This window comes from Streptococcus infantis (genome assembly GCF_047464215.1).
Classification (GTDB): domain Bacteria; phylum Bacillota; class Bacilli; order Lactobacillales; family Streptococcaceae; genus Streptococcus; species Streptococcus infantis_P.
Map to the genome: position 1 here is coordinate 60,733 of NZ_JASHCG010000008.1, position 26,035 is coordinate 86,767.

The 26,035-nt window shown below is 41.5% G+C and carries 26 protein-coding genes; 14 read left to right on the top strand and 12 right to left on the bottom strand.

Annotation, left to right across the window (positions count from 1 at the left end; genetic code table 11):
* Positions 1 to 88: 88 nt before the first annotated feature.
* The 13 genes from QM469_RS06180 to QM469_RS06240 all read left to right on the top strand — a co-directional run bounded on the left by QM469_RS06180 (position 89) and on the right by QM469_RS06240 (position 11,025).
* Positions 89 to 523, top strand: coding sequence for a MarR family winged helix-turn-helix transcriptional regulator (locus tag QM469_RS06180; protein WP_075232026.1), 435 nt, complete (start codon positions 89 to 91; stop codon positions 521 to 523).
* Complete coding sequence (locus QM469_RS06185; RefSeq protein WP_248034681.1) at positions 523 to 1,497, top strand: beta-ketoacyl-ACP synthase III; 975 nt, start codon at positions 523 to 525, stop codon at positions 1,495 to 1,497. The genes QM469_RS06180 and QM469_RS06185 overlap by 1 nt, the downstream gene beginning before the upstream one ends.
* A gap of 56 nt (positions 1,498 to 1,553) precedes the next feature.
* Entirely contained in the window at positions 1,554 to 1,778 is a 225-nt protein-coding gene (locus QM469_RS06190; RefSeq protein WP_000257838.1) for an acyl carrier protein, read from the top strand.
* Positions 1,779 to 1,894: 116 nt separating this feature from the next.
* A complete protein-coding gene (fabK, locus tag QM469_RS06195; protein WP_414276288.1) occupies positions 1,895 to 2,869 on the top strand; it encodes an enoyl-[acyl-carrier-protein] reductase FabK in 975 nt (324 codons plus the stop codon).
* The gene (gene fabD / locus QM469_RS06200; protein WP_248034679.1) at positions 2,862 to 3,782 is read left to right on the top strand and encodes an ACP S-malonyltransferase; all 921 of its coding nucleotides are present in this window, start codon (positions 2,862 to 2,864) and stop codon (positions 3,780 to 3,782) included. The genes fabK and fabD overlap by 8 nt, the downstream gene beginning before the upstream one ends.
* A 33-nt stretch (positions 3,783 to 3,815) precedes the next feature.
* Positions 3,816 to 4,550 carry a 3-oxoacyl-[acyl-carrier-protein] reductase gene (gene fabG / locus QM469_RS06205; protein WP_414276289.1) on the top strand — a complete coding sequence of 245 codons (735 nt, stop codon included), beginning with the start codon at positions 3,816 to 3,818 and terminating at the stop codon, positions 4,548 to 4,550.
* A 22-nt stretch (positions 4,551 to 4,572) separates the two neighbouring features.
* The gene (fabF, locus tag QM469_RS06210; protein WP_414276290.1) at positions 4,573 to 5,808 is read left to right on the top strand and encodes a beta-ketoacyl-ACP synthase II; all 1,236 of its coding nucleotides are present in this window, start codon (positions 4,573 to 4,575) and stop codon (positions 5,806 to 5,808) included.
* A gap of 2 nt (positions 5,809 to 5,810) precedes the next feature.
* Positions 5,811 to 6,254: an acetyl-CoA carboxylase biotin carboxyl carrier protein gene (gene accB, locus QM469_RS06215; protein ID WP_414276291.1), complete on the top strand. Its 444-nt coding sequence runs from the start codon at positions 5,811 to 5,813 to the stop codon at positions 6,252 to 6,254.
* On the top strand, positions 6,251 to 6,673 hold the full coding sequence (gene fabZ / locus QM469_RS06220; RefSeq protein WP_414276292.1) for a 3-hydroxyacyl-ACP dehydratase FabZ: 423 nt from the start codon (positions 6,251 to 6,253) through the stop codon (positions 6,671 to 6,673). Before accB ends, fabZ begins: the two co-directional genes overlap by 4 nt.
* Before the next feature lie 11 nt (positions 6,674 to 6,684).
* The gene (gene accC / locus QM469_RS06225) at positions 6,685 to 8,052 is read left to right on the top strand and encodes an acetyl-CoA carboxylase biotin carboxylase subunit (RefSeq protein ID WP_414276293.1); all 1,368 of its coding nucleotides are present in this window, start codon (positions 6,685 to 6,687) and stop codon (positions 8,050 to 8,052) included.
* Positions 8,053 to 8,284: 232 nt separating this feature from the next.
* Positions 8,285 to 9,148 carry an acetyl-CoA carboxylase, carboxyltransferase subunit beta gene (gene accD, locus QM469_RS06230; RefSeq protein ID WP_414276294.1) on the top strand — a complete coding sequence of 288 codons (864 nt, stop codon included), beginning with the start codon at positions 8,285 to 8,287 and terminating at the stop codon, positions 9,146 to 9,148.
* Positions 9,148 to 9,915, top strand: coding sequence for an acetyl-CoA carboxylase carboxyl transferase subunit alpha (locus QM469_RS06235; protein WP_414276295.1), 768 nt, complete (start codon positions 9,148 to 9,150; stop codon positions 9,913 to 9,915). Before accD ends, QM469_RS06235 begins: the two co-directional genes overlap by 1 nt.
* A 384-nt stretch (positions 9,916 to 10,299) precedes the next feature.
* On the top strand, positions 10,300 to 11,025 hold the full coding sequence (locus tag QM469_RS06240) for a lysostaphin resistance A-like protein (RefSeq protein ID WP_414276296.1): 726 nt from the start codon (positions 10,300 to 10,302) through the stop codon (positions 11,023 to 11,025).
* Positions 11,026 to 11,075: 50 nt separating this feature from the next.
* On the opposite strand, the gene nusB is transcribed toward QM469_RS06240, so the two are convergent.
* The 7 genes from nusB to gatC form a co-directional block, all read right to left on the bottom strand.
* Positions 11,076 to 11,498: a transcription antitermination factor NusB gene (gene nusB / locus QM469_RS06245; RefSeq protein ID WP_049548991.1), complete on the bottom strand. Its 423-nt coding sequence runs from the start codon at positions 11,496 to 11,498 to the stop codon at positions 11,076 to 11,078.
* Positions 11,491 to 11,880, bottom strand: a complete 390-nt coding sequence (locus tag QM469_RS06250) for an Asp23/Gls24 family envelope stress response protein (RefSeq protein WP_049548992.1) — start codon at positions 11,878 to 11,880, stop codon at positions 11,491 to 11,493. The genes nusB and QM469_RS06250 overlap by 8 nt, the downstream gene beginning before the upstream one ends.
* 28 nt (positions 11,881 to 11,908) lie before the next feature.
* Positions 11,909 to 12,469, bottom strand: a complete 561-nt coding sequence (gene efp / locus QM469_RS06255) for an elongation factor P (RefSeq protein WP_000568646.1) — start codon at positions 12,467 to 12,469, stop codon at positions 11,909 to 11,911.
* Between the two features lie 379 nt (positions 12,470 to 12,848).
* Positions 12,849 to 13,889, bottom strand: coding sequence for a 2,3-butanediol dehydrogenase (locus QM469_RS06260; RefSeq protein ID WP_414276297.1), 1,041 nt, complete (start codon positions 13,887 to 13,889; stop codon positions 12,849 to 12,851).
* A 124-nt stretch (positions 13,890 to 14,013) separates the two neighbouring features.
* Entirely contained in the window at positions 14,014 to 15,456 is a 1,443-nt protein-coding gene (gatB, locus tag QM469_RS06265) for an Asp-tRNA(Asn)/Glu-tRNA(Gln) amidotransferase subunit GatB (RefSeq protein ID WP_414276298.1), read from the bottom strand.
* A complete protein-coding gene (gene gatA, locus QM469_RS06270) occupies positions 15,456 to 16,922 on the bottom strand; it encodes an Asp-tRNA(Asn)/Glu-tRNA(Gln) amidotransferase subunit GatA (protein ID WP_414276299.1) in 1,467 nt (488 codons plus the stop codon). Before gatA ends, gatB begins: the two co-directional genes overlap by 1 nt.
* Positions 16,922 to 17,224, bottom strand: coding sequence for an Asp-tRNA(Asn)/Glu-tRNA(Gln) amidotransferase subunit GatC (gene gatC / locus QM469_RS06275; RefSeq protein ID WP_311518865.1), 303 nt, complete (start codon positions 17,222 to 17,224; stop codon positions 16,922 to 16,924). The genes gatA and gatC overlap by 1 nt, the downstream gene beginning before the upstream one ends.
* A 212-nt stretch (positions 17,225 to 17,436) precedes the next feature.
* Here gatC and QM469_RS06280 point away from each other — a divergent pair, with 212 nt between their 5' ends.
* On the top strand, positions 17,437 to 18,981 hold the full coding sequence (locus tag QM469_RS06280) for a peptide chain release factor 3 (RefSeq protein ID WP_414276300.1): 1,545 nt from the start codon (positions 17,437 to 17,439) through the stop codon (positions 18,979 to 18,981).
* A 341-nt stretch (positions 18,982 to 19,322) separates the two neighbouring features.
* On the opposite strand, the gene QM469_RS06285 is transcribed toward QM469_RS06280, so the two are convergent.
* The 5 genes from QM469_RS06285 to arcA all read right to left on the bottom strand — a co-directional run bounded on the left by QM469_RS06285 (position 19,323) and on the right by arcA (position 25,787).
* A complete protein-coding gene (locus tag QM469_RS06285) occupies positions 19,323 to 20,651 on the bottom strand; it encodes a dipeptidase (RefSeq protein WP_414276301.1) in 1,329 nt (442 codons plus the stop codon).
* An 18-nt stretch (positions 20,652 to 20,669) separates the two neighbouring features.
* Positions 20,670 to 22,178, bottom strand: coding sequence for a YfcC family protein (locus QM469_RS06290; protein ID WP_153225072.1), 1,509 nt, complete (start codon positions 22,176 to 22,178; stop codon positions 20,670 to 20,672).
* 93 nt (positions 22,179 to 22,271) lie between these two features.
* The gene (gene arcC / locus QM469_RS06295; protein WP_414276302.1) at positions 22,272 to 23,219 is read right to left on the bottom strand and encodes a carbamate kinase; all 948 of its coding nucleotides are present in this window, start codon (positions 23,217 to 23,219) and stop codon (positions 22,272 to 22,274) included.
* 258 nt (positions 23,220 to 23,477) lie between these two features.
* Positions 23,478 to 24,491, bottom strand: coding sequence for an ornithine carbamoyltransferase (argF, locus tag QM469_RS06300; RefSeq protein WP_315640906.1), 1,014 nt, complete (start codon positions 24,489 to 24,491; stop codon positions 23,478 to 23,480).
* Between the two features lie 66 nt (positions 24,492 to 24,557).
* Positions 24,558 to 25,787: an arginine deiminase gene (gene arcA, locus QM469_RS06305; RefSeq protein ID WP_371559028.1), complete on the bottom strand. Its 1,230-nt coding sequence runs from the start codon at positions 25,785 to 25,787 to the stop codon at positions 24,558 to 24,560.
* Positions 25,788 to 26,035 lie beyond the last annotated feature (248 nt).

A 26,035-nucleotide genomic window follows, 5' to 3' on the forward strand; every position in this document is an offset into this window, starting at 1 on the left:
AATACTTGCGCAATTCTTTGAAGTTTGATATACTTTTCTTGTCAAATGTTTTGATAGTTAAACTTTTTTGATGAGGGAGGGAAGAAAATTGGACTACCAACGGATCAATGACTATTTAACATCTATTTTTAATAACGTCCTTGTGATTGAGGAAGTGAGTTTGAGAGGTAGTCGTTTCAAGGATATCTCCATCAAGGAAATGCACACGATCGATGTGATTGGCAAGTTTCCAGATGTGACTCCAAGTCAAGTGTCCAAAGAGTTGATGGTAACTCTAGGAACCGTGACAACTAGCTTGAACAACTTGGAACGAAAAGGTTATATCGAGCGCTTGCGATCAGATCAGGATCGTCGTGTAGTACATCTGCATTTGACAAAGAAAGGTCGCTTGGTACATCGGCTCCATAGACGTTTTCACAAGGCCATGGTCGAAAGGATCATCGAAGGCATGAGCCCAGAGGAAATGGATGTCATGAGTAAAGGTTTGACCAATCTTTATCAATTTTTGGAGGATTTGAAATAATGGCTTTTGCGAAAATAAGCCAGGTTGCTCATTATGTTCCAGAGCAGATTGTCACAAATGAAGATTTGGCTCAGGTTATGGATACGAGTGATGAATGGATTTCAAGTCGAACTGGGATTAAGGAACGTCGCATTTCTAAGACAGAATCAACAGGAGATTTGGCAACGGAAGTTGCAAAACAACTCCTAGAGAAGTCAGGGATTTCTGCGGAAGAGTTGGATTTTATCATCCTAGCTACGATGACACCTGACTCAATGATGCCTTCTACTGCAGCACGTGTACAGGCTCGTATTGGTGCTCGTAAGGCCTTTGCATTTGATCTAACTGCCGCTTGTAGTGGTTTCACCTTTGCCCTTTCAACTGCTGAGAAATTCATATCATCTGGACGATTTGGCAAGGGCTTGGTCATCGGTAGTGAAACTATGTCCAAAACCTTGGACTGGACAGATCGTTCAACAGCTGTCCTATTTGGAGATGGAGCTGGTGGCGTCTTGTTAGAAGCAAGCGATAAGCAACATTTCCTAGCGGAGAGTCTCAATAGCGATGGTTCACGTAGTGAGTGCTTGACCTATGGGCAGACAGGCTTGACTTCGCCATTTTCAGTTCAAGAAAATCCAGATGCTTTCTTGAGAATGGACGGCCGAGCAGTTTTTGATTTTGCGATTCGAGATGTTGCTAAGTCTATAAAAAATACCATAGAAGAGAGTCCTCTGTCGGCAGAAGAACTAGATTATCTCCTGCTTCACCAAGCTAATATCCGCATTCTAGATAAAATGGCTAGAAAGATCGGTGTAGATCGAGACAAGCTTCCTGCCAATATGACCAAGTATGGAAATACCAGTGCGGCAAGTATTCCGATTCTACTTTCAGAGTGTGTAGAGGAAGGGCTCATTCGTTTGGATGGAAGCCAAAAAATTCTCTTGTCAGGCTTCGGCGGAGGTTTGACATGGGGCACGCTTATTGTTACAATTTAGGTAATCATGTGGTGAACACATTGTTATAAAAACTATTTATTTTAAAGGAGTCTATCATGGCAGTATTTGAAAAAGTACAAGAAATTATCGTTGAAGAACTTGGAAAAGATGCATCAGAAGTAACACTTGAATCTACTTTTGATGATTTGGATGCAGATTCATTGGACTTGTTCCAAGTAATCTCAGAAATTGAAGATGCTTTTGATATTCAAATCGAAGCAGAAGATGACTTGAAAACAGTTGGTGACTTGGTTGCCTACGTTGAAGAGCAAACAAAATAATTAAAATAAATGAAGAAGGAGTAGGGGGAACCCGCTCCCTCTTGTTCAGGTAATAGTTTGACAGTCAAAGTATAATGTGGTCGAACTATTACCTAAGCAAGACTCATGGAGGCACTATGAAAACACGTATTACAGAATTATTGAACATTAAATATCCTATCTTTCAAGGGGGAATGGCCTGGGTTGCAGATGGTGACCTTGCTGGAGCTGTTTCAAAAGCAGGTGGTCTAGGTATCATCGGTGGAGGAAATGCTCCTAAAGAAGTGGTTAAAGCTAATATCGATAAGATTAAATCTTTAACAGATAAGCCTTTTGGTGTCAACATTATGCTTCTGTCTCCATTTGTTGATGATATTGTTGACCTCGTCATTGAAGAAGGGGTTAAGGTAGTCACAACTGGTGCAGGAAACCCAAGTAAATATATGGATCGATTTCATGAAGCAGGAATCACCGTTATTCCTGTAGTTCCTAGCGTAGCTTTGGCTAAACGGATGGAAAAAATCGGTGCAGATGCTGTTATTGCAGAAGGTATGGAAGCAGGTGGACACATCGGTAAACTAACAACTATGACCTTGGTTCGTCAAGTTGCAGCTGTTGTTTCTATCCCTGTTATTGCAGCTGGAGGCATTGCAGACGGTGAGGGAGCCGCTGCTGGCTTTATGCTCGGTGCAGAAGCTGTGCAAGTAGGAACTCGTTTTGTAGTTGCTAAAGAATCAAACGCCCATCCAAACTATAAAGCGAAAATTTTAAAAGCTAGAGATATCGATACTACGATTTCAGCTCAACACTTTGGACATGCTGTTCGTGCAATTAAAAATCAGTTGACTCGTGATTTTGAAAAAGCTGAAAAAGAGGCCTTTAAACAAGAAAATCCTGATTTGGAAATTTTTGAACAAATGGGAGCAGGTGCTCTAGCCAAAGCGGTTGTTCACGGAGATGTGGATGGTGGATCTGTTATGGCAGGTCAAATTGCAGGGCTTGTTTCCAAGGAAGAAACCGTTGAAGAAATCTTAAAAGATATTTACTACGGTGCAGCTGAAAAGATTCAAGCAGAAGCTGCTCGTTGGGCAGGAGTTACAAGAAATGACTAAAACAGCCTTTCTATTTGCAGGTCAAGGAGCCCAGTACCTTGGAATGGGACGTGAGCTATACGACCAATATGCTATCGTCAAGGAAACAATCGATCAAGCTAGCCAAGTCTTAGGTTATGACCTTCGTGACTTGATTGATAACGATGAAACGAAGCTACATCAGACTCGTTACACGCAACCAGCTATTTTAGCTACATCCGTTGCTATTTACCGACTACTAAAGGAAAAAGGTTACCAGCCTGATATGGTGGCAGGTTTGTCTCTTGGAGAATACTCTGCCCTGGTAGCTAGTGGTGCCTTGGATTTTGAAGCTGCAGTGGCTCTAGTTGCTAAACGTGGGTCTTATATGGAAGAAGCAGCACCAGTAGGATCAGGGAAAATGGTAGCTGTGCTAAATACACCAGTTGAAGTGATTGAAAAAGCTTGTCAAGAAGCTTCTCAACTTGGTGTTGTAACTCCAGCTAACTACAACACGCTGAGTCAAATTGTTATTGGTGGTGAGGTAGTGGCGGTAGATCGTGCGGTTCAACTCTTGCAAGAAGCAGGAGCAAAACGTTTGATTCCGCTAAATGTTTCTGGTCCTTTCCATACAGCTTTATTGGAACCTGCTAGTCAAAAACTAGCTCGAGCCCTGACAGAAGTTGAGTTTTCTGACTTTGCTTGTCCACTTGTTGGCAATACAGAAGCAAAGGTCATGGAAAAAGAACGAATTGCAGAACTTTTGACTCGTCAAGTTAAGGAACCCGTTCGTTTTTATGAAAGTATTGCAGTCATGCAAGAAGCGGGTGTCACTCGTTTTATCGAGATTGGTCCTGGAAAAGTCTTGTCAGGATTCGTTAAAAAGATTAATAAAACAGCTCAACTTGCTAATGTGGAAGATCAAGCAAGCTTAGAAGCACTTCTAGAGAATTAAATTTCATGAGGTAGAAGTTCTGAAAGGAGAAACATGAAACTAGAACAGAAAAATGTCTTTATTACAGGCTCAAGTCGAGGAATTGGTCTTGCCATTGCTCATAAATTTGCCAGCTTGGGAGCCAACGTTGTCTTGAATAGTCGTGGTGAAATCTCTGAGGAGCTTCTAGCTGAATTTAAACCATACGGTGTCAAGGTTCTAGCCATTTCTGGAGATGTCTCAGATTTTGCAGATGCTAAGCGCATGGTGGACCAAGCCATTGAAGAGCTGGGTTCAGTTGATGTTTTAGTCAACAATGCTGGGATTACCCAAGACACTCTCCTGCTCAAGATGACAGAAGTAGACTTTGAGAAGGTCTTAAAAGTCAATCTAACGGGTGCCTTCAATATGACACAAGCAGTCTTGAAACAGATGCTAAAAGCTCGTGAGGGTGCCATTATCAACATGTCGAGTGTTGTTGGTTTGATGGGAAATATCGGTCAAGCGAACTATGCTGCTTCAAAAGCAGGATTGATTGGTTTTACCAAGTCTGTAGCACGTGAGGTTGCTAATCGTAATGTGAGAGTAAATGCTATTGCGCCAGGAATGATTGAATCGGATATGACCGCTGTCTTGACAGATAAAGTAAAGGATGCCATGTTGGCGCAAATTCCGATGAAACAGTTTGGACAAGCAGAGCAGGTGGCTGATGTGACAGTCTTTCTTGCTAGTCAAGATTATCTAACAGGACAAGTAATTGCAATTGACGGTGGACTAACCATGCAATAAGAGTTAAAATAGAGGTAGAAGAATGAAACTGAATCGAGTAGTAGTGACAGGTTATGGAGTAACATCTCCAATTGGCAACACACCAGAAGAATTTTGGAACAGCTTAAAAACTGGTAAGATTGGAATTGGTGAAATTACTAAGTTTGATCATAGTGAATTTGCAGTGCATAATGCGGCAGAAATCAAAGATTTTCCTTTTGACAAATATTTTGTAAAAAAAGATACCAATCGTTTTGATGCTTATTCTTTGTATGCGCTATATGCAGCCCAAGAAGCCGTTAATCATGCAGGTCTTGATGTAGAAGCTCTGGATAAGGATCGCTTTGGTGTTATCGTTGCTTCAGGTATTGGTGGAATCAAGGAAATCGAAGATCAAGTCATTCGCCTTCATGAAAAAGGTCCAAAACGTGTGAAACCGATGACCCTTCCAAAAGCTTTAGCAAATATGGCCTCAGGAAATGTTGCTATGCGCTTTGGTGCTAATGGTATTTGTAAATCTATCAATACTGCTTGTGCTTCTTCAAATGATGCAATTGGAGATGCCTTCCGTTCTATCAAATTTGGTTTCCAAGATATCATGCTAGTTGGTGGTTCAGAATCCTCTATTACACCATTTGCGATCGCTGGTTTCCAAGCCTTAACAGCTCTTTCAACAACAGAGGATCCAACTCGTGCTTCTATTCCATTTGACAAAGACCGTAATGGATTTGTTATGGGTGAAGGATCAGGTATGTTAGTCCTTGAAAGTTTAGAGCATGCTGAAAAACGGGGAGCGACTATCTTAGCAGAAGTTGTCGGTTACGGGAATACTTGTGATGCCTACCATATGACTTCACCATATCCAGAAGGCCAAGGTGCTATTAAAGCTATCAAACTTGCCTTGGAGGAAGCTGAAATCACACCAGACCAAGTAGCCTATGTCAATGCTCACGGTACATCAACTCCTGCTAATGAAAAGGGAGAAAGTGGTGCTATCGTAGCGGTTCTTGGTAAGGAAGTACCTGTATCTTCAACTAAGTCATTTACAGGCCATTTGCTAGGAGCGGCAGGGGCTGTTGAAGCAATCGCTACTATTGAAGCTATTCGTCAAAGCTATGTTCCAATGACAGCTGGAACGATAGAATTATCAGACTACATTGAAGCAAACGTTATCTATGGACAAGGATTGGAACGAGAAATTCCATATGCTATCTCAAATACTTTTGGATTTGGTGGGCATAACGCAGTTCTTGCTTTCAAACGTTGGGAGAATAAGTAAAGATGAATTTAAATGAAATCAAAGACTTGATGGCGCAATTTGACCAGTCAAGCTTGAGAGAATTTTCTTATAAAAATGGAACGGATGAGTTGGTCTTCAGTAAGAATGAAGCGAAACTTGTTGCAGAAGCAAGTCCAGCACCTCAAGCTCCAACTACAACACCAATTGTAGAAGCAGTTTCAGAATCAGGTGCTAGTGAATCTGAAGATGAAGGGGATCTTGTAGAAAGTCCACTTGTCGGAGTTGCTTACTTGGCTGCCGGACCAGACAAACCTAATTTTGTTTCAGTCGGTGATACTGTTAAAAAAGGCCAAACTCTGGTCATCATCGAAGCTATGAAGGTCATGAACGAAATTCCAGCACCTAAAGATGGTGTCGTAACAGAAATTCTTGTTGCTAATGAAGAAATGGTTGAGTTTGGGAAAGGCTTGGTACGTATCAAATGATTGATATTCAAGGAATTAAAGAAGCTTTGCCTCACCGTTATCCCATGCTCTTAGTAGATCGTGTCTTAGAAGTTAGTGAAGATACAATCGTTGCCATTAAAAATGTAACGATTAACGAACCTTTCTTCAACGGTCATTTTCCTCAATACCAAGTTATGCCAGGAGTCCTCATTATGGAAGCCTTGGCTCAGACAGCAGGTGTTTTGGAATTATCAAAACCTGAAAACAAAGGGAAGCTTGTCTTCTATGCTGCCATGGATAAGGTTAAGTTTAAGAAACAAGTTGTTCCTGGTGATCAGCTTGTCATGACAGCAACGTTTGTCAAACGTCGTGGCACAATCGCCGTAGTAGAAGCGAAGGCAGAAGTAGATGGTAAGCTTGCAGCAAGCGGGACTCTGACCTTTGCTATTGGAAACTAGGGAGGTTTTCCATGTTTTGTAAGATTTTAATTGCCAATCGTGGTGAAATTGCTGTTCGTATTATTCGTGCGGCACGAGAGTTAGGAATCGCAACAGTCGCTGTCTATTCGACTGCTGACAAGGAAGCTCTCCACACGCTTTTGGCTGATGAGGCTATCTGTATCGGCCCTGGGAAGGCTGCAGAATCTTATCTGAACATCAATGCCATCCTATCAGCTGCGGTCTTGACTGAAGCTGAAGCTATTCACCCTGGATTTGGATTTTTGAGTGAAAATTCCAAATTTGCAACCATGTGTGAAGAAGTTGGGATTAAATTTATCGGACCATCAGCTCGTGTCATGGATATCATGGGAGATAAAATTAACGCCCGTGCTCAAATGATTAAGGCTAATGTTCCCGTCATTCCGGGTTCAGATGGAGAAGTCCATACTGCAGAAGAGGCTCTTGCTATTGCTGAAAAAATTGGTTATCCAGTTATGCTGAAAGCTTCAGCTGGAGGTGGTGGAAAAGGGATTCGTAAGGTTGAAAAAGCAGAAGATCTCGTGTCAGCCTTTGAAACAGCCTCTAGTGAAGCCAAAGCCAACTTTGGTAATGGAGCGATGTACCTTGAGCGTGTGATCTATCCTGCTCGCCATATTGAAGTACAGATTCTTGCTGACCAGATGGGTCATGTTATTCACCTAGGTGAGCGTGACTGTTCGCTTCAACGGAATAACCAAAAGGTTTTAGAAGAAAGTCCTTCGATTGCTATTGGAAAAACCCTTCGTAATGAAATTGGTGCAGCGGCAGTACGTGCAGCGGAGTCTGTAGGCTACGAAAACGCTGGTACCATTGAATTCTTACTAGATGAAGCAAGTGGTAAATTCTACTTTATGGAGATGAATACGCGTATCCAAGTAGAACATCCAGTAACCGAATTTGTTTCTGGTGTGGATATTGTCAAGGAACAAATCCGTATCGCAGCAGGTCAACCATTGACTTTGAAGCAGGAAGATATTGTTCTAAAAGGACATGCTATTGAGTGCCGTATCAATGCGGAAAACCCAGCCTTTAATTTTGCACCAAGTCCAGGTAAGATTACCAATCTTTATCTACCAAGTGGTGGTGTGGGCTTGCGTGTGGATTCAGCAGTCTATCCTGGTTATACCATTCCGCCATACTATGATAGTATGATTGCTAAAATTATTGTTCATGGTGAAAATCGTTTTGATGCACTCATGAAAATGCAACGAGCTCTTTATGAACTCGAAATTGAAGGGGTGGTCACCAATGCTGATTTCCAACTGGATCTGATTTCAGATCGTCGAGTGATAGCAGGGGACTACGATACTTCATTCTTGATGGAAACTTTCTTACCACACTATCAAGAAAAAGAATAATGTAATACTCTTCGAAAATCTCTTCAAACCGCGTCAGCTTCGCCTTGCCGTAGATATAGGTAACTGACTTCGTCAGTTCTATCCACAACCTCAAAACAGTGTTTTGAGCTGACTTCGTCAGTCTTATCTACAACCTCAAAGCAGTGCTTTGAGCAACCTACGGCTAGTTTCCTAGTTTGCTCTTTTATTTTCATTGAGTATAAAAATAGTATAAGACTGAAAAGGGGGATGTATGGCTCTATTTAGTAAAAAAGATAAATATATTCGAATCAATCCCAATCGTTCGACTGTAAATCAACCTCAGATCAAGCCAGAGGTTCCAGATGAGCTCTTCTCCCAATGTCCAGGTTGCAAATATACAATTTACCAAAAGGACTTGGGGAGTGAGCGTATATGCCCTCACTGTGGCTATACCTTCCGTATTTCAGCTCAAGAGCGTTTAGCTTTAACCATTGATATGGGTACGTTTTTGGAAATGTTTAAAGGGATTGAGACTCAGGATCCTTTGAATTTTCCAGGCTATCGTAAAAAATTGACTTTGATGCGTGAAAAGACAGGTCTTGATGAGGCTGTTGTGACAGGAACAGCTTTGATTAAGGGAGAGAAGGTTGCCCTTGGCATCATGGATTCTAACTTTATCATGGCGTCTATGGGAACTGTAGTTGGTGAAAAAATCACTCGCTTGTTCGAATACGCGACAGCTGAAAAATTACCAGTTGTCTTGTTTACAGCATCTGGTGGAGCACGTATGCAAGAAGGAATCATGAGTTTGATGCAGATGGCTAAAATCTCTGCTGCAGTTAAACGTCATTCCAATGCAGATCTCTTTTATCTGACTATCCTTACGGATCCAACAACTGGAGGTGTTACAGCTTCCTTTGCAATGGAAGGGGATATCATCTTGGCGGAACCTCAAAGTTTGGTAGGATTTGCCGGACGCCGTGTCATTGAAAATACAGTAAGAGAAGACCTACCAGAAGACTTCCAGAAAGCAGAGTTTTTACTGGAACATGGTTTTGTAGATGCAATTATTAAACGGCGAGAATTGCCAGATACGATTGCTCGATTAGTAAGGTTGCATAAGGGGGATTGTTGATGAATATAGCGAAAATTATCAGAGAAGCACGTGAACAAACCCGCTTAACTGCCTTGGACTTCGCAACAGGAATTTTTGATGACTTTGTAGAGCTACATGGGGATCGCTCTTTCAGAGATGATGGTGCTGTTATTGGTGGTATCGGTTGGTTGGGAGATCAAGCAGTAACTGTTGTCGGAATCCAAAAAGGTAAAAGCTTACAAGATAATCTTAACCGCAACTTTGGTCAACCTCATCCAGAAGGTTATCGAAAAGCCCTTCGCTTGATGAAGCAGGCTGAAAAATTTGGTCGTCCAATTGTAACCTTTATCAATACTGCTGGTGCCTATCCTGGTGTAGGAGCAGAAGAACGGGGTCAAGGTGAAGCTATTGCCCGTAACCTCTTTGAAATGAGTGATTTAAAAGTTCCCATCATTGCCATTATTATCGGTGAAGGAGGCTCTGGTGGAGCTCTTGCACTTGCAGTAGCTGACCGTGTTTGGATGCTAGAAAACTCTATCTATGCAGTTCTCAGTCCCGAAGGCTTTGCTTCCATCTTGTGGAAAGATGGCACGCGTGCTATGGAAGCAGCTGAGTTGATGAAAATCACTTCGTATGAGTTGTTGGATATGCAAGTTGTTGATAAGGTCATCTCTGAGGTGGGTCTATCAAGTAAAGATCTGATCAAGCAAGTGAAAGAACAACTTCAAGCGGAACTCGATGCACTTGGTAAACTTCCGCTAGCCCAACTCATTGAAGAGCGTTATCAACGCTTTAGAAAGTATTAAAAAGAAAGCTAGAACAAAAGTGGTTCTAGCTTTTTAGCTTCTATAAAAAAAGACATTTCAGGATTAATAATTGACAGTTGAGGAAATGGAACTGAGGGGCGTTTAAAAAAGATGTATATTTTATAATAAGGAATGATAATCTATAAGTGCTACAGAGAATAGATTAATACTCAATGAAAATCAAAGAGCAAACTAGGAAGCTAGCCGAAGGCTGTACTTGAGTACGGCAAGGTGAAGCTGATGTGGTTTGAATTTGATTTTCGAAGAGTATAAGTTTTTATAGATTTTATGCTGTGCTATGTCAGTATATAACTGATAAACTGAATAGGGGGGTGTTAATTTTTCCCTCCATCAAGGTAATTTTAATTTTTTTAAGGAATGAGTATGAAAAAACTTTGGCATTTTGGAGTCTTTATCTTACTGGTATTTCTATCGGTTTATCTACCAGAGTTAGGGATTGTGCATCTGACTAAGTTTTTAGGATGGGGGATAAATGGCTATTCTATCTTTTTAACAGTTGAAGTAATAGCTATTTTGCTATTATTTATCTACTGGCTCAAAAAGAAAGAGATGCTCTATATTTTTGAAAAAAAGGGTTCAAAGAAGTCAAGATTCTTTTACCTTGTAGTTGGTCTAGTGGCTACTTATTTTGATCGTCAATTGGTGGATGCTTTTCAGTTACAGTTTCATCACTTCATTGATAACAAGTATATCTTTCAAGACCTTCTTTCAGCCTTGTATTCAAATGGACAACCAACTTTTCTATCAACTGTTCTCAGTTTTAGTTTAACAGTAGTCGTCGGACCTATATTGGAGGAACTGATTCATAGGGGGTACTTTATGAATAACTTTTTCCCCCAGTCCAAGTACTATCTGGATGTTATCCTATCTGCTCTTATCTTTGGACTTAGTCATTTGATCCTAACTCACCGAGATCCTATCAGTTTCATCATTTATAGTTTAGGCGGTTTCTTCTATGCCCTTGTCTACCGTTGGACAAAGAACCTGAAAATTACAATCCTATGCCATAGTTTTTTCAACTTTCTCACTTATGCAAAGCCCATCTGGATTTTTGTTTATAATTTTATCTATTATCGTTTTTTAAGATAGTAGTAATAAGAAAAGTGTTTGATCTGAGTCAAACACTTTTTCTATATTATTTAATCTTCTTCTGTCACAAATTGACTGAGGAGTCCATTGATGAAACGGGCTGACTTTTGATCTGAAAAGCTTTTAGCAAGCTCAATGGCTTCGTTAACAGCTACGAGTTGAGGAGTGTCAAATGAAGTAATTTCAAAAACTCCTAGGCGTAGAAGAGTTTTTTCCACTAAAGTCAGACGATCGATGGTCCAACCAGTTTTCAAATGTTGAGTGATTTGTTTATCCAGATCATCCTTTTTAGCTTGGACACCAGAAACGAGCTCTACAAGGAAGTTAGGAAGTTGTACGTCTGTATCTTCGCGATCATGTGTGTAGGCGAAGCGACAAGCAGTTTCTAGATCTGAACCAAATTCAAGACTCATCAAGGCTTGGAAAGCACACTTACGTAGTTCACGTCTAGATTCTAATAATGGACTAGTCATTGAGGAAGTCCTCGTCGAATAAGTCTTTCAATTCTGGTTTTGGTGTTTTATCTGGAACGATACCAGCAACGTGAATGTTGACGGCAGTGATTTCAACATCAGCCATATTGCGGACAGCATCCTTAACAGCTTTCTGGATAGCCATAGCAACCTTAGGAACTTTGACACCGTACTCTAGGTAGAGGTAGATATCAGCTGTGAGCTCATCGTTTGCTTCTTTTAGATATACGCCACGACCAAGAGAAAGTTTTGAAAGGGTGTCAGATACTGATTTGTTTGAAAAAGAGTGTACGCCTTCAACTTTCGCAGTTGCGATAGCAATAATTTTTTCAAGTACACGTGGGGCGATGACGATTTCGCCAAGTTGTTCTTCAATTCCCATAGAATGACCTCTTTCTAGTTTCTAGAGATTAGGCGCGAGAAACGTAAGTTCCTTCTGCAGTGTTGATAATCAATTTTTGTCCTGCTTCGATGAAGTCTGGAACGTTCACGACAAGACCAGTTTCCATTGTTGCTGGTTTACCAGAACCTGTAACAGTAGCACCTTTGATAGATGGTTGTGTTTCAGCAACTGTCAATTCAACAGTAGTTGGTACAGTCACACCGATTACTTCAGTTCCGTAGAATTGGATTTTTACATCTGAGTTTTCAAGGATGTAAAGCAATTCGTTTTCAACATTTACAACAGGAATTTCGTATTGGTCATAAGTTTCTGTATTCATGAAGTAAGCTGTGTCGTCCATTTTGTACAAGTATTGAGCTGGAACTGTTTCGATAATAGCTTGCTCAAATTTTTCTTCTGGGCGGTAGCTTGTTTCAAATGTTGAACCAGTACGGACATCACGCAATTTCATACGCATGATAGTGTTTCCTTTACCTGGTTTGTGGTGGCTAGCTTCCAAAACGCGGATCAATTTTCCTTCTGCTGTTTCAAAGGTCATACCAGCCTTTAGTTTACTTGCTTCAATCATGTTTTTACCTCTTTTATAAATATTATTACTCTTCATTTTACCATAAAATCTTCTGGAAATAAAGCCAAAATAGTTAATGGGAGATGGTGGGGGAGAAAAAGAATATTGCCTAGTCAGGTGGAGTGGTTAATGTTAAATAGTATCCACTATATTTCTTCTCATACTCAATGGAAATCAAAGAGCAAACTAGGAAGCAAGCCGCAGGCTGCTCAAAACACTGTTTTGAGGTTGTGGATAGAACTGACGAAGTCAGTAACCATATATACAGTAATGTGACGCTGACGTGGTTTGAAGAGATTTTCGAAGAGTATTATATTTCAAAAGGCCGAAGTAAGCTTACTCCGACCTGTTAGTATTGTCTTAAAAAGATTGATTTTTATTATGGTTCTACCAAAATTTTAATTTGTGACTTATCTTGAGTTAATTCGATAAAGCCTTCTTCGACGATATTTTCCAATTTAATTTTCTTAGTAACTAATTTTTCAGCAGAGAAGTAGCCTTGTTCCATCAATTCTAATACTTTAGGGAAGATATGACGATAAGCAATGATTCCTTTTAGTGTCTTTTCTTGGATTGCAAATTCATTCGGATTAATATTTGCTTCTCGTTCCCAGATAGAGACAACCATACACTCACCTGCCTTATGTACTGCGGCTAGAGCTTGCCCTAAAACTACTGGCACACCCGTTACTTCATAAGAAACATCTACACCACCGTTTGTTAAACGATGAATAGCTTCAACAGCTGTTTCACCCTCTTCCGAACGGACAACGATAGCTCCTAACTCTTCAGCTTTTGCTTGACGTTCAGGTGATAGTTCAACAGCATAAATCTTAGAAGCACCCGCTGCACGAAGGGCTTCTACAATTAAGAGACCAATCGGACCTAAGCCAAAGACAGCAGCAGTATCACCAGTTTTTAGTGCTGATTGACGAACTGCATAAACTGCAACAGCAGCTGGCTCAGTGAGAGCAGCTTGCTCATAGCTTAAGCTATCTGGAATGACATGTACTAAGTCACCGTCTAAAACACAATATTTGGCAAATCCACCGTCTGCAGCCAAACCGACAAAATTAAGGTTTGGATCCAAATTATAATTACCAACTAAGTTATTCTTAGCTAGAATTGGTTCTACAGCAACACGATCACCAACTTTAACACGAGTAACATCGCTTCCGACTTCTACAATTTCACCAGAAAATTCATGTCCCAGTGTTACTGGTGCTTTTTGACCAGAATAGACATGTTCTTCTGTTGGGATGAAGATAGGGCCATCTAAAAATTCGTGGAGGTCAGTACCACAAATTCCTGTGAATTTAACAGCAACTTTTACTTGGTGCGGAAGTACCTCAGGGACTTCTACTTCTTGAATACGAACATCTTTTGCTGCATGCCAGCGAGCTGCTTTCATTGTAGGCATATGAATAACTCCTTATTGTTGCGATTTTTAATTTTCCTTTTAGGAAACTTTACATGTAATATTGTAAACGCTTTCTTTATATTTGTCAAGAAAAACCAACCTTAGGGCTGGTTTCTTTTACATATTAATCTTCTTTCAACTTCGCCAATTCTTGGGCAAGGAGTTTAAGGGCGACTTGTGGGTTGGCTTGGCCTTTGGTCGCTTTCATGAGGAATCCTGTGAAGGCCTTGTCAGCGTTACGTTTTCCTGACTTGAAGTCGGCAACAGCGGCTTCGTTATCCGCAAAGACTTGATGAATAATTGGAATCAAAACATCAGGATCTGAGATTTGAACCATACCTGCTTTTTCAACGTATTCACGAGCTCCACCGCCATTTTTAGCTAGGTGGACAAAGACTTTCTTGGCAATCTTAGACGAAATCGTACCGTCTTCGATGATGGCAATCATTTCTACCAAGTTTTCTGGTGTCAATTTGATTTGTTCCAGTGTCTTGCCTTCGGCATTCAAGAACTGAGCAACTTCACCTTGGAGCCAGTTAGAGACTTGTTTGGCATCACCACCTAGGGCAACAGCTTTTTCAAAGAAGTCAGAAGTGACTTTGTTTGCAGTCAACTGGCTAGCATCGTAGTCTGATAATCCGAGTTGAGAGACATAGCGTGCACGGCGCTCTTTTGGAAACTCTGGTAACTCCGTACGCATTTCCTCAATCCACTCATCTGAGATTTCAAAGAGGGGTAGGTCTGGTTCTGGGAAGTAACGGTAGTCAGCAGCACCTTCCTTAACACGCATGAGGATGGTTGCCTTGTTGGCTTCATCGTAACGGCGTGTTTCTTGGCGGATTTGACCACCTGAGCGTAGGATTTCAGCCTGACGTTGGACTTCGTATTCAAGCCCCTTGCGAACGTTTGAGAAGGAGTTGAGGTTCTTCAACTCAGTCTTGGTACCGAATTTCTCTTGACCATAAGGACGAAGAGAGATGTTGGCATCCACACGCATAGAACCTTCTTCCATCTTAACGTCAGAAATACCAGCGTACTGGATAACTTCCTTGAGGGCTGTCAGATAAGCATAGGCTTCTTCAGGAGAACGCATGTCTGCTTCAGATACAATCTCAATCAATGGCACCCCTTGGCGGTTAAGGTCAACATAAGAGTAGCCATCTGTACCGTGGGTGTTTTTACCAGCGTCTTCTTCCAAGTGGGCGCGCTCGATACCGATTTTCTTAGTTGTACCGTCTTCTAACTCGACTTCAATCCAGCCGTTATAACCGATTGGCTCATCAAACTGAGAAATTTGGTAGGCTTTTGGATTGTCAGGATAGAAGTAATTCTTGCGGTCAAAGTGCATCTTCTTGTGGATGTCCATGTTGAGGGCAAGAGCAGCTTTGATACCGGCATCAACAACACCTTTATTGAGAACTGGCAGAACTCCTGGGAAGGACCAGTCAATCACGTTGGTGTTGGCATTTTGGTCATTTCCAAAGTGGGCAGAAGTAGGTGAGAAGATTTTTGAATTGGTGTTGAGCTCTACGTGGACTTCAAGTCCAATGACTGTTTCAAAGTTCATTAGTTATCACCTCCAAAAATCACGGGTTGTTGTTTGTGGTAGTCTGTTGTTGCTTCAAATGCAGCAGCAGCTTGGTAAATAGTTTCCTCAGAGTACTTAGGACCAATCAATTGCAGACCGACAGGTAGACCTTGAGAGAATCCAGCAGGAATCGAAATTCCTGGGAGACCTGCCAAGTTGACTGGGATGGTCAAGAGGTCAGCCAAGTACATGGCAACGGGATCGTGGTTGAGAGAATCCAAGTCATAGGCAACGCTTGGTGCAGTTGGTCCCAAAATCAAGTCATAATCCGCAAAGACTTTTTCGAAATCTTGAATGATAAGGGTACGAACCTGACCAGCCTTCTTGTAGTAAGCATCATAGTAACCTGATGAAAGGCTGAAAGTCCCTAGCATGATACGGCGTTTCACCTCTTCACCGAAACCTTGGCTACGGCTGTTTACATAGATTTCATCAAGATTAGTCGCATCCTCTGCACGATAGCCGTAACGGATACCGTCAAAGCGTTGCAAGTTTGATGAAGCTTCAGATGAAGCGATAATGTAGTAAACGGCAACACCGTATTTAGAGTGAGGAAGGCTGACTTCTTCAACGATGGCACCAAGTTTTTCAAAGTGTTTAGCGGCGTTCAGGATAGTTTCCTTAACTTCTGGGTCAATCCCTTCACCAAGGTATTCCTTAGGCAAAGCAATTTTCATGCCCTTGATGTCTTGACCGATTTTTGAAGTAAAGTCAGCGATGCGGACAGGAGCAGAAGTAGAGTCTTTGGCGTCTTCGCTGGCAATAGCGTTGAGCAAGAGAGCATTTTCCTTAACAGTTGGTGCGAAAGGTCCAATCTGGTCTAATGAGCTACCGAAGGCAATGAGACCGAAACGAGAAACCGTTCCGTAGGTCGGTTTGAGACCAACAATCCCGTTGAAGGCAGCAGGTTGGCGGATAGAACCACCAGTATCAGAACCAAGTGACAAGCGGACTTGTCCTGAAGCTACGGCTGCGGCAGAACCACTGGATGAACCACCAGGAACCTTTGTCTGGTCCCAAGCATTTTTAGTGGCACCATAGTGAGAAGTTTCACCTGATCCACCCATGGCAAATTCGTCCATGTTGGTTTTTCCAACGACAATCATGCCTTTCGCTTTTGCATTAGCAACAGCTGTTGCATCAAAGATAGGCTCATAGTTATAGAGCATTTTTGAGGCAGCAGTTGTCAGGATACCGTCTGTAGAGATATTATCCTTAACAGCAAGCGGAATTCCTGAAAGGACATTGTCAGCGTCAATTCCAGCTTCATCAATAGCTTTGGCTTGAGCAAGAGCTTGCTCTTCAGCGATGGTAACAAAAGCGTTGATAGCCTCTTCGCGCGCCTTGATATCTTCAAGCGTTGCTTGCGTTAGTTCGGTTGCAGAAATTTCCTTGGATACAAGGAGATTGTGCAAGTCTTCAATGGTTTTATTGTTAAAAGTCATTAGGCATCTCCTCCATCGTCCAGGATAGCTGGTACCTTGATATAGTAATTGTCTTTTTCAGGTACATTTTTAAATAAGCGATCACGGTCAGTTCCTTCTTCGGCTACGTCTGGGCGAAGAACGGTCTTGCGATCTGCCATGGTAGTCGTTGGTTCAACACCAGTAGTGTCAACTTCGCCCAGCAATTCAACCATGTCAACAATCTTAGACAAGGTTGTCGCAAAGGCAGCAGTTTCTTCTTCTGAGAATTTTAATTTTGAAAGATTGGCAACGTGTGTTACCTCTTCTTGCGTAATTTTCATCTTGCATCCTTTCGTGAAATGATGATTATTTATCTGTTCTATTTTACCATATTTTCCTATAAATAAGGGAGGGATAAGTGAAAAGAAATAGAAATTGAAAAAAATGGCAAAATCCGATATAATGGAGTGTTGAAAGGAATGGTAAAATCCAATGTAAAAATCATTCTTAGCTATTGAAACAAGAAAAATAGAGAATCAGAGAAAGAGAACTTATGAATATTCAAGAAGAAATTAAGAAACGTCGTACCTTTGCTATCATCTCCCACCCTGACGCGGGGAAAACAACCATTACTGAGCAGTTGCTCTACTTTGGAGGCGAGATTCGTGAGGCTGGTACCGTAAAAGGAAAGAAAACAGGGACTTTTGCCAAGTCTGACTGGATGGATATCGAGAAGCAACGTGGGATTTCGGTTACTTCATCTGTGATGCAATTTGACTACGATGGTAAGCGTGTCAATATCCTAGACACCCCAGGGCACGAGGACTTTTCAGAAGATACTTATCGGACTTTGATGGCGGTGGATGCTGCGGTCATGGTCGTGGACTCTGCAAAAGGTATCGAGGCCCAAACCAAGAAATTGTTTGAGGTTGTGAAACATCGTGGCATTCCCGTCTTTACCTTTATGAACAAGCTGGACCGTGACGGTCGTGAGCCTTTGGATCTCTTGCAAGAATTAGAAGAAGTTCTAGGCATTGCGAGCTATCCTATGAACTGGCCAATCGGGATGGGGAAAGCTTTTGAAGGTTTGTATGACCTTTATAACCAACGCTTGGAACTCTACAAGGGGGATGAACGTTTCGCTAGTCTAGAAGATGGGGACGAGCTTTTTGGCAGCAATCCTTTCTACGAGCAAGTCAAGGATGATATTGAGCTTTTGAATGAAGCTGGAAATGAGTTTTCAGAGGAAGCTATTCTGGCTGGAGAATTGACACCAGTCTTCTTTGGTTCAGCTTTGACAAACTTTGGTGTGCAGACCTTCCTTGAAACCTTCCTTAAGTTTGCTCCAGAACCACATGGACACAAGAAAACAGACGGTGAAATTGTGGATCCTTACGACAAGGATTTTTCAGGATTTGTCTTTAAAATCCAAGCCAACATGGATCCTCGTCACCGTGACCGTATCGCCTTTGTCCGTATCGTATCAGGTGAATTTGAGCGTGGGATGAGTGTCAATCTGCCTCGTACTGGTAAGGGTGCTAAACTTTCGAATGTCACTCAGTTTATGGCGGAAAGTCGTGAGAATGTGACCAATGCCGTGGCAGGAGATATAATCGGAGTTTACGATACAGGTACTTATCAGGTTGGGGATACCTTGACAGTTGGGAAAAACAAATTTGAATTTGAACCACTGCCAACCTTTACACCTGAAATTTTCATGAAAGTTTCTGCTAAGAATGTTATGAAGCAAAAATCCTTCCACAAGGGAATCGAGCAATTGGTGCAAGAAGGAGCTATTCAGCTTTATACCAACTACCAAACAGGTGAATATATGTTGGGTGCCGTTGGTCAATTGCAGTTTGAAGTCTTCAAACATCGTATGGAAAATGAGTACAATGCAGAAGTGGTTATGAGCCCAATGGGTAAAAAGACCGTTCGCTGGATCAAGCCTGAGGACTTGGATGAACGGATGTCATCTAGTCGTAATATCTTGGCCAAGGACCGTTTTGACCAACCAGTCTTCCTCTTTGAGAATGACTTTGCCCTCCGTTGGTTTGCGGACAAGTATCCAGATGTAGAGTTGGAGGAAAAGATGTAGATCTCCAAAGTTACTTGATTGTGTAACAATCTAAGTAACTAACGCCAAGTTTCTATGGAACTTGGCTAGGCGCTCCACTAGTAAAGTTTTACGAATATTATCGATTCGTAAAACTTTACGTCGTAACGATTAGATAGTGTATGTCCTAACTGCCTTGCTAACTCATTGGCGAAAAATAATCGTTTTCGTGTCCTAATGAAAAAAGAGTGCCTGAGTTGGTAACTTACCTTAAAACTATTGCAAAAAGCCAAGAAAATCCCTTCCTTGGCTTTTGTTGTAGCTTGCTATTCAAAATTTTCCTAAAACTCCGCCCCAATGTGGGACGGAGTTTAGGAGGTCTTTTAGGTCGCTAATCGGTAAACAGCTTCAGCATAGATATCCATAGCATGATAGAGATCATCTAAGATAGCATATTCATTTGCTTGGTGTTCTGTTTGCTCTCTTCCTGGGAAGAGGGCACCAAAAGCGACACAGTTTGGCATGGTACGTGCAAAGGTTGCACCGCCAGATGATAGAGCGGGACTATTGTCACCAGTTTTTTCTTCATAAACCTGCATGAGTGTAGTGACGAGCATACTATCTCTTGCAACGTAAAGTGGTGCTAGGTAGTCAAATTCTTGGTAGCTAAGTTGGTAAGCTTTTGCGCGCTCTTTCAGCTGATGAACAAGGGCATCCTTGTCTGCAAGGACTGGGATTCGGATATCAATTCGAATCTCAGAACTTTCGGGAGTAATGGTTAAGGCGGCCACATTAAAGGATAAATGTCCAGAAGGCTGGTCGCTGATATCACCAAAGATTCCTTTTCCTTGACCATCTTGACCAACTTCTTTGGCAAGAAATGTCAGTGCAGGATGGGATTGAATGGAATCAAAGACGGTGGCTAGTCGAATGACTGCATTAATCCCCTGGCTGGCATCCTTGGCATGCTTAGATAGTCCTAGAACAGTAAGGGACTGATCATTTTGTTGATAATCGTAACCAGCAGATATTAGCCCTTCTTGGAGTTGTTCCATAAGTGGTCCTTGATAGGTTGCCTTATCAGGAACGACATTGAAAGCTCCACCTACATCTAAGGCGAGTTGTTCTGATCCAGGTCCATGAAGTTTGACCTGAAGGAGTCCTTTTTCTGCATAGGTTAATGGGAACGATGAATCAGGAGCAAATCCCATGCTGGCTTGTTCTTCAATGACATTATATCTTGCCATACAACGCCAAAGGGTTTCCTCATCAGTACCAAATATGAAACGAACCCGTTTTTTGAATTGAATTCCTTGGTCAAGCAGGCTTTTGACTGCGTAAAGGGCTGCAAGAGAAGGTCCTTTATCATCCTGGGAACCCCGACCATAAATCCGCCCATCTCTGATACTAGCTTCAAATGGAGGAGTTTCCCAGTCTGTCAAATCACCTGCAGGAACTACATCTAGGTGGCAGAGGATGGCAAGGAGATCCCCCTCACCAACTTCTGCATACCCATAATATCCTTGAGGATCAAGGTAGGTTTTAAAACCAAGTTCTTGACATAAGTCCAGAGTTTTTTTCAGGACATCTTGAATGGCTTGACCAAAGGGAGTGCCATTTTCACCTTCATTGAGAACAGAAGGATAAGAGATGATTATTTTCAAACTTTGAAGAAAATCCTCTTTGATTGATTCTGTAATATAGGATTTCATCCGTATTTCCCCTTTTGACTATAAGAATGGCACTAGGGTACCCAAGATAAGAAGTAGAATACTTGCAACGACAATGACGATGACGAGTTTTCCAACAAATTTCCACCAAGTTCCAAGGCTGACACGACCAAGAGCAAGAGCACCCATAACAATACCTGAAGTAGGAGTCACAAGGTTAAGGACACCAGATGCAGATTGGTAGGCAGTGACGATAAGGCTTGCTTTAACATTGACGAACTCTCCAAGAGGAGCCATGATCCCCATGGTTGCACTAGCAAGACCAGATGAAGAAGGAATGAGGAAGGACATAGGTAGGTAGAAGATATAGGTCAATACGATAAAGACTTGAGGAGAGAGACCTTGAAGGCCGATTTCACCCCAGTGTAGGATGGTTGCAGTAATCATACCATCGTTCATGATAACTTGGATACCACGAGCAACCGCACAAATCAAGGCAACTGAAAGTAAATCTGCAGCACCAGTTAGGAAGGTTGAGACAATCTTGCTTTCTTTGAGACCATAGACAACACCGATCAAAATCCCCATAACGGCAAAGAGCATAGCGCCTTCTGGGAAGTACCAGCTACCAAATGGTAGAGCAGATGAACCGATAACTCCTCCAATTACAGGAAGTCCGATTAACCAATTCTTGAAGTCTTCAAATACAGTAACATGCAAATCAACCCAAGGGATGAAACTTGCAATCATAATGATAAAGGTTAATACAAATAAAGCGAGGACATGTTTTTGTTTCTTGCTCAAGGTAGATGGTGCATCATCGTTTTCGGAAACATTGAAGTGTTTGATATCTTCTTCGCGTTGAGCGTAAACGAGCGATTTAGTAGGATCTTTTTGAATCTTTTCTGCATAACGATAAACAAAGTAAGTGCTGATACCTGTCATTACAAACCAGAAGATAACACGGAGAATAACCCCATCCATAGAAGAGATTCCCGCAGTATCAGAAGCGATAACAGTAGCAAATGGATTCAATGTAGATGCCAAACAACCAACTTGAGAACCTAGTAAGATGATGGCTACAGCAGTGATACTGTCAAAACCAACTGCCATCATTACAGGAATAAGAAGGGGGTAGAAGGCCATGGTTTCTTCTCCCATACCATAGGTAGTTCCTCCAAGTGCGAAGAGGGGCATGAGGATGAGAATCAACATTTTTTCGCGGCCCTTGTATTTTTTAACGATGGAGGCAATCCCTACATCGAGTGTACCAGTAGCGTTTACGACACCAAGGAAACCTCCGACCATAAGGATAAAGAAGGCAACATCGATGGCTGCGCTAGTTGGTTCGTGACCGAGCATGGCACGAATTGGTGCCATGAGGACATCGTAAATCCCTTGAGGATTTGAGTCAACAGTTTGATAGGTACCTGCGATGAGGTTACCTGCTTCATTGGTATCATACTTACCTGCTGGAATGATCCAGGTTAAAAATGCCATGATGGTAATGATGATAATCAAAACAGTGTATGATGAGGGCATTTGAAACCTTTTTTTATTTTCACTCATTTGTTTTTCCTCCTAAACTATGTCACACAGTATAAAAACGAATGATGTGGCAAGAGTGCTGACTAAACTTTCTTGAAAGGTATGACTAAACTATTATTCTTTCACGATGATTGTTCCGCTATCAGATTCAATTAAAGCTCCTAGATTGATAAGGGAAGTGATAACTGCTTTTCCTGCTGGACGATTGGTCACAAAATCAATGGCAGCTTGGATTTTTGGTAGCATACTACCAGGAGCAAATTGCCCCTCTTTGATGTATTCTTGAAGTTGGCTAACAGTTACTCGCTCCAACTTTTCTTGATTTGGTTTGTTATAGTTGATATAGGCATAATCGACGCCAGTTAAAATGATGAAGAGATCTGCTTCGACTAGCTCTGCCAAGCGTTGAGAAGCAAAGTCCTTATCAATAACGGCTTCGACTCCTGATAGGTAACCGTTTTCATTTTTGATTACAGGAATACCTCCACCGCCTGCTGCAATGACAATTTGTCCCTTATCTAAGAGTGCGCGTATACTATCGATTTCTTTGATATAAACAGGTTTTGGAGAAGCCACTACCTTACGCCAGCCACGTCCTGCATCTTCTTTAAAGTTAGCCCCAGTTTTTTCGCTTTCTGCTTTAGCCTCTTCTTCTGAGTAGAATGGACCAATGGGTTTACTTGGATTGAGAAAGGCAGGATCATTCTTGTCCACGACAACTTGTGTGACAACAGAAACGACAGTTTTATCAAGATGAATATCCTGTAAAGCATTTTCCAGAGCATTCTGGAGCCAAAAACCGATGCTACCCTCTGTCATAGCAACAAGTGAATCGAGAGGAAAGGCAGGATTTTTTTCGGAATTCGCTGCTAGGTGTTGGAGGAGAAGGTTACCAACTTGCGGTCCATTGCCATGGGTGATAATCAATTCATCACCATTTTGGATGAGTTTCACCAGATGGCGTGCTGTTTCTGCCAGAGCAGCTTCTTGAGCTTGAGCAGACGGATCTGTGGAAAGAATGGCATTTCCTCCAAGAGCTACAACGATTTTACGATGAGACATGAGCGCTCCTTTCTTTTGGATGAACAAAAGCCAATTTTGGTTAAAGGCTTGGATTTGGAAGTTGAGAAGAAATACTTTGTAGGGACGAGTTGAATTGGAATTTCGAAATGCGAATAACTGGAAGGCAGTTACTTGTTATGAGGTTTTTGCTTGAATGGTGACTATTTGGGAATTCCAATTCAGAGCTCGTAACTATTACAAAAAGGGACCGGACTAAAACACTAGTCTCAGCCCCTAAGCTGTTTCTTATAGTTTGTATCACACTTTAGGAATGTAGAGATTTCCTAGTGTAGCAGCCATAACGGCTTTGATGGTGTGCATACGATTTTCTGCTTGATCAAACTGACGAGCATATTTGCTATGGAAGACCTCATCAGTTACTTCCATTTCTTTTACACCAAATTTCTCAGCTACTTGTCTGCCGTAGATTGTGTTCGTATCATGAAAGGCTGGTAAGCAGTGGAGGAAGATTAAGTTTTCATTGCCTGCTTTCTTAACAAGATCCATATTGACTTGGTAAGGTTTTAGCAAAGCGACACGTTCTGCAAACTTATCTTCTTCGCCCATAGATACCCAAACATCAGTGTAAAGGACATCAGCCCCTTTTACAGCTTGATCAGCATCTTCTGTGATGAGGATGTGAGCCCCACTTTCTTTGGCATATCCCTCAGCCAGTGCAACAACTGCCTGATCTGGGAAGAGTTCTTTTGGTGAAAAGACATGAACGTTCACACCAAGGATCGCTCCTGTTACTAGAAGACTATTGGCAACATTGTTACGACCGTCACCACAGTAAACCAATGTCAAACCTTCAAGATGTCCGAAATTTTCTAGTACTGTCAAGTAGTCTGCAAGCATTTGAGTTGGGTGCCATTTATCCGTCAAGCCATTCCAAACAGGAACACCAGAAAATTTAGCTAATTCTTCAACCATATCTTGACTAAAACCACGGAATTCAATACCATCAAACATACGTCCCAAAACTTTTGCGGTATCTTCCGTAGTTTCTTTTTTACCTAGTTGAATATCGTTTGCCCCCAGGTATTCTGGATGTGCACCAAGATCGATTGCAGCAGTTGTGAAGGCTGCGCGTGTACGGGTAGAAGTTTTTTCAAATAAAAGAGCAATATTTTTACCAGCTAGATAGCGGTGTTCGATGTTTCGTTTTTTAAGATCCTTCAAGTGAGCTGAAAGTCCAATCAAATATTCGAGCTCTGCACGGGTAAAATCTTTTTCAGCTAGAAAACTTCTTCCTTGAAATACTGAATGTATCATTCTATATATCCTTTTCTAACAAGCATGATTCTGCTAGCAGATGCTAGCAGAAATAGGAAGAATCTAAATGTCTTCGCGTTCAAACGGCATTGACATACAACGAGGTCCACCACGACCGCGTACCAACTCCCTGCCGCGAATCTTAATGAGACGAAGTCCATATTCTTCAAGTTTCTTATTGGTCACAGTGTTGCGTTCATAAACGACTACGACACCTGGTGCAATAGCGAGTGTGTTAGAGCCATCATTCCATTGTTCACGAGCAGCTGCAACAATATTACCATCACCACAAGGAATGAGTGTAACTTTTTCTAAACCAAGGTTTTGAGCAAGAAGTTCTGCCAAATCTCCTTTTTCTTCAACAATCTTGAGTTCTTCATTTTCGTAAGTGACGGAATAGACGCGAAGATTGCCTTGGATTTCTGGGTGGATTGTAAATTTGTCATAGTCTACCATGGTGAAGACAGTATCCAAGTGCATGAACTTACGGCTGTTTGAAAATTCAAAAGCCAAAACTTTCTTGAAGCCAACATTCTTTTTGAAGATATTAACCAAAAGTTTTTCGATAGAAGCGGCATCAGTCCGTTGAGAGATCCCAACTGCTAGGACATCTTTTGAAAGAACAAGTTCATCTCCACCTTCAATCCGAGTAGTTTCTTCACGGTTATAGATGAGCTCTACCTTACCACCATAGATTGGATGATACTTAAAGATGTACTTACCATAAAGTGTTTCACGATTGCGTGTATCGGCGTACATGTGATTAAGTGATACTGCATTTCCGATAGTCGCAAATGGGTCGCGAGTGAAGTAAAGGTTTGGCATTGGATCGATGGCAAACGGATAGTCAGATTCAACCAAGTCAGTTAATCCTTTGCCTTCTTCAGGGATGTCAGGCAATTCAACTTTTTGAACACCTGCCATTGTTTTCTTGATCAGTTCAAGATTGTCGTCAATATCATGAAGCAGTTTTCGGATGGCATTTTTAGTTTGTCGACCACGAATATTTGCTTCGTTGAGATATTCTTCGATGAACTGGTCGCGTATTTCTGGAGAAGTTAATGATTCAGCAGCCAATTGTTCAAGATAGAGCACTTCGATTCCTTCGTCACGGAGTGCTTGAGCAAAGGCGTCGTGTTCACTTTGGGCATCTGCTAAAAATGGGATGTCATCAAAGAGCAACCTCTCAAGGTGATCAGGCATCAAGTTTTCTAATTCTTGACCCGGACGGTGCAACATAACTTTTTTCAGTTTCCCAATTTCTGAGAAAACATGAATTGGATGTGAAGACATGTGTATCCTCCTTTTTTCTCGTGTGTACCAAATGATATTGGTATCGCTTACAAGCTAATAGTATCACAAATTAATATGCATTACAAGGGATATGATAAGGCCTAAAAGGCTTTAAAATGGCTATTTTAAAGGATTTCTTACATTTTTTTATAAGAATATTCACAAATATACATGTTAAGTTAACTTATTTTTATATTCTATAAAATTTATGCATAAAAATATTTTTAAAATTTTTTTAAAAAACTTTT

Bases quoted from the DNA above. Each gene is read 5' to 3' on its own strand.
- QM469_RS06185 (WP_248034681.1), top strand. From the start codon at position 523: ATGGCTTTTGCGAAAATAAGCCAGGTTGCTCATTATGTTCCAGAGCAG.
- QM469_RS06190 (WP_000257838.1), top strand. From the start codon at position 1,554: ATGGCAGTATTTGAAAAAGTACAAGAAATTATCGTTGAAGAACTTGGA.
- fabK (WP_414276288.1), top strand. From the start codon at position 1,895: ATGAAAACACGTATTACAGAATTATTGAACATTAAATATCCTATCTTT.
- fabD (WP_248034679.1), top strand. From the start codon at position 2,862: ATGACTAAAACAGCCTTTCTATTTGCAGGTCAAGGAGCCCAGTACCTT.
- fabG (WP_414276289.1), top strand. From the start codon at position 3,816: ATGAAACTAGAACAGAAAAATGTCTTTATTACAGGCTCAAGTCGAGGA.
- fabF (WP_414276290.1), top strand. From the start codon at position 4,573: ATGAAACTGAATCGAGTAGTAGTGACAGGTTATGGAGTAACATCTCCA.
- accB (WP_414276291.1), top strand. From the start codon at position 5,811: ATGAATTTAAATGAAATCAAAGACTTGATGGCGCAATTTGACCAGTCA.
- fabZ (WP_414276292.1), top strand. From the start codon at position 6,251: ATGATTGATATTCAAGGAATTAAAGAAGCTTTGCCTCACCGTTATCCC.
- accC (WP_414276293.1), top strand. From the start codon at position 6,685: ATGTTTTGTAAGATTTTAATTGCCAATCGTGGTGAAATTGCTGTTCGT.
- accD (WP_414276294.1), top strand. From the start codon at position 8,285: ATGGCTCTATTTAGTAAAAAAGATAAATATATTCGAATCAATCCCAAT.
- QM469_RS06235 (WP_414276295.1), top strand. From the start codon at position 9,148: ATGAATATAGCGAAAATTATCAGAGAAGCACGTGAACAAACCCGCTTA.
- QM469_RS06240 (WP_414276296.1), top strand. From the start codon at position 10,300: ATGAAAAAACTTTGGCATTTTGGAGTCTTTATCTTACTGGTATTTCTA.
- nusB (WP_049548991.1), bottom strand. From the start codon at position 11,498: ATGACTAGTCCATTATTAGAATCTAGACGTGAACTACGTAAGTGTGCT.
- QM469_RS06250 (WP_049548992.1), bottom strand. From the start codon at position 11,880: ATGGGAATTGAAGAACAACTTGGCGAAATCGTCATCGCCCCACGTGTA.
- efp (WP_000568646.1), bottom strand. From the start codon at position 12,469: ATGATTGAAGCAAGTAAACTAAAGGCTGGTATGACCTTTGAAACAGCA.
- QM469_RS06260 (WP_414276297.1), bottom strand. From the start codon at position 13,889: ATGCCTACAATGAAAGCAGCTCGCTGGCATGCAGCAAAAGATGTTCGT.
- gatB (WP_414276298.1), bottom strand. From the start codon at position 15,456: ATGAACTTTGAAACAGTCATTGGACTTGAAGTCCACGTAGAGCTCAAC.
- gatA (WP_414276299.1), bottom strand. From the start codon at position 16,922: ATGACTTTTAACAATAAAACCATTGAAGACTTGCACAATCTCCTTGTA.
- gatC (WP_311518865.1), bottom strand. From the start codon at position 17,224: ATGAAAATTACGCAAGAAGAGGTAACACACGTTGCCAATCTTTCAAAA.
- QM469_RS06280 (WP_414276300.1), top strand. From the start codon at position 17,437: ATGAATATTCAAGAAGAAATTAAGAAACGTCGTACCTTTGCTATCATC.
- QM469_RS06285 (WP_414276301.1), bottom strand. From the start codon at position 20,651: ATGAAATCCTATATTACAGAATCAATCAAAGAGGATTTTCTTCAAAGT.
- QM469_RS06290 (WP_153225072.1), bottom strand. From the start codon at position 22,178: ATGAGTGAAAATAAAAAAAGGTTTCAAATGCCCTCATCATACACTGTT.
- arcC (WP_414276302.1), bottom strand. From the start codon at position 23,219: ATGTCTCATCGTAAAATCGTTGTAGCTCTTGGAGGAAATGCCATTCTT.
- arcA (WP_371559028.1), bottom strand. From the start codon at position 25,787: ATGTCTTCACATCCAATTCATGTTTTCTCAGAAATTGGGAAACTGAAA.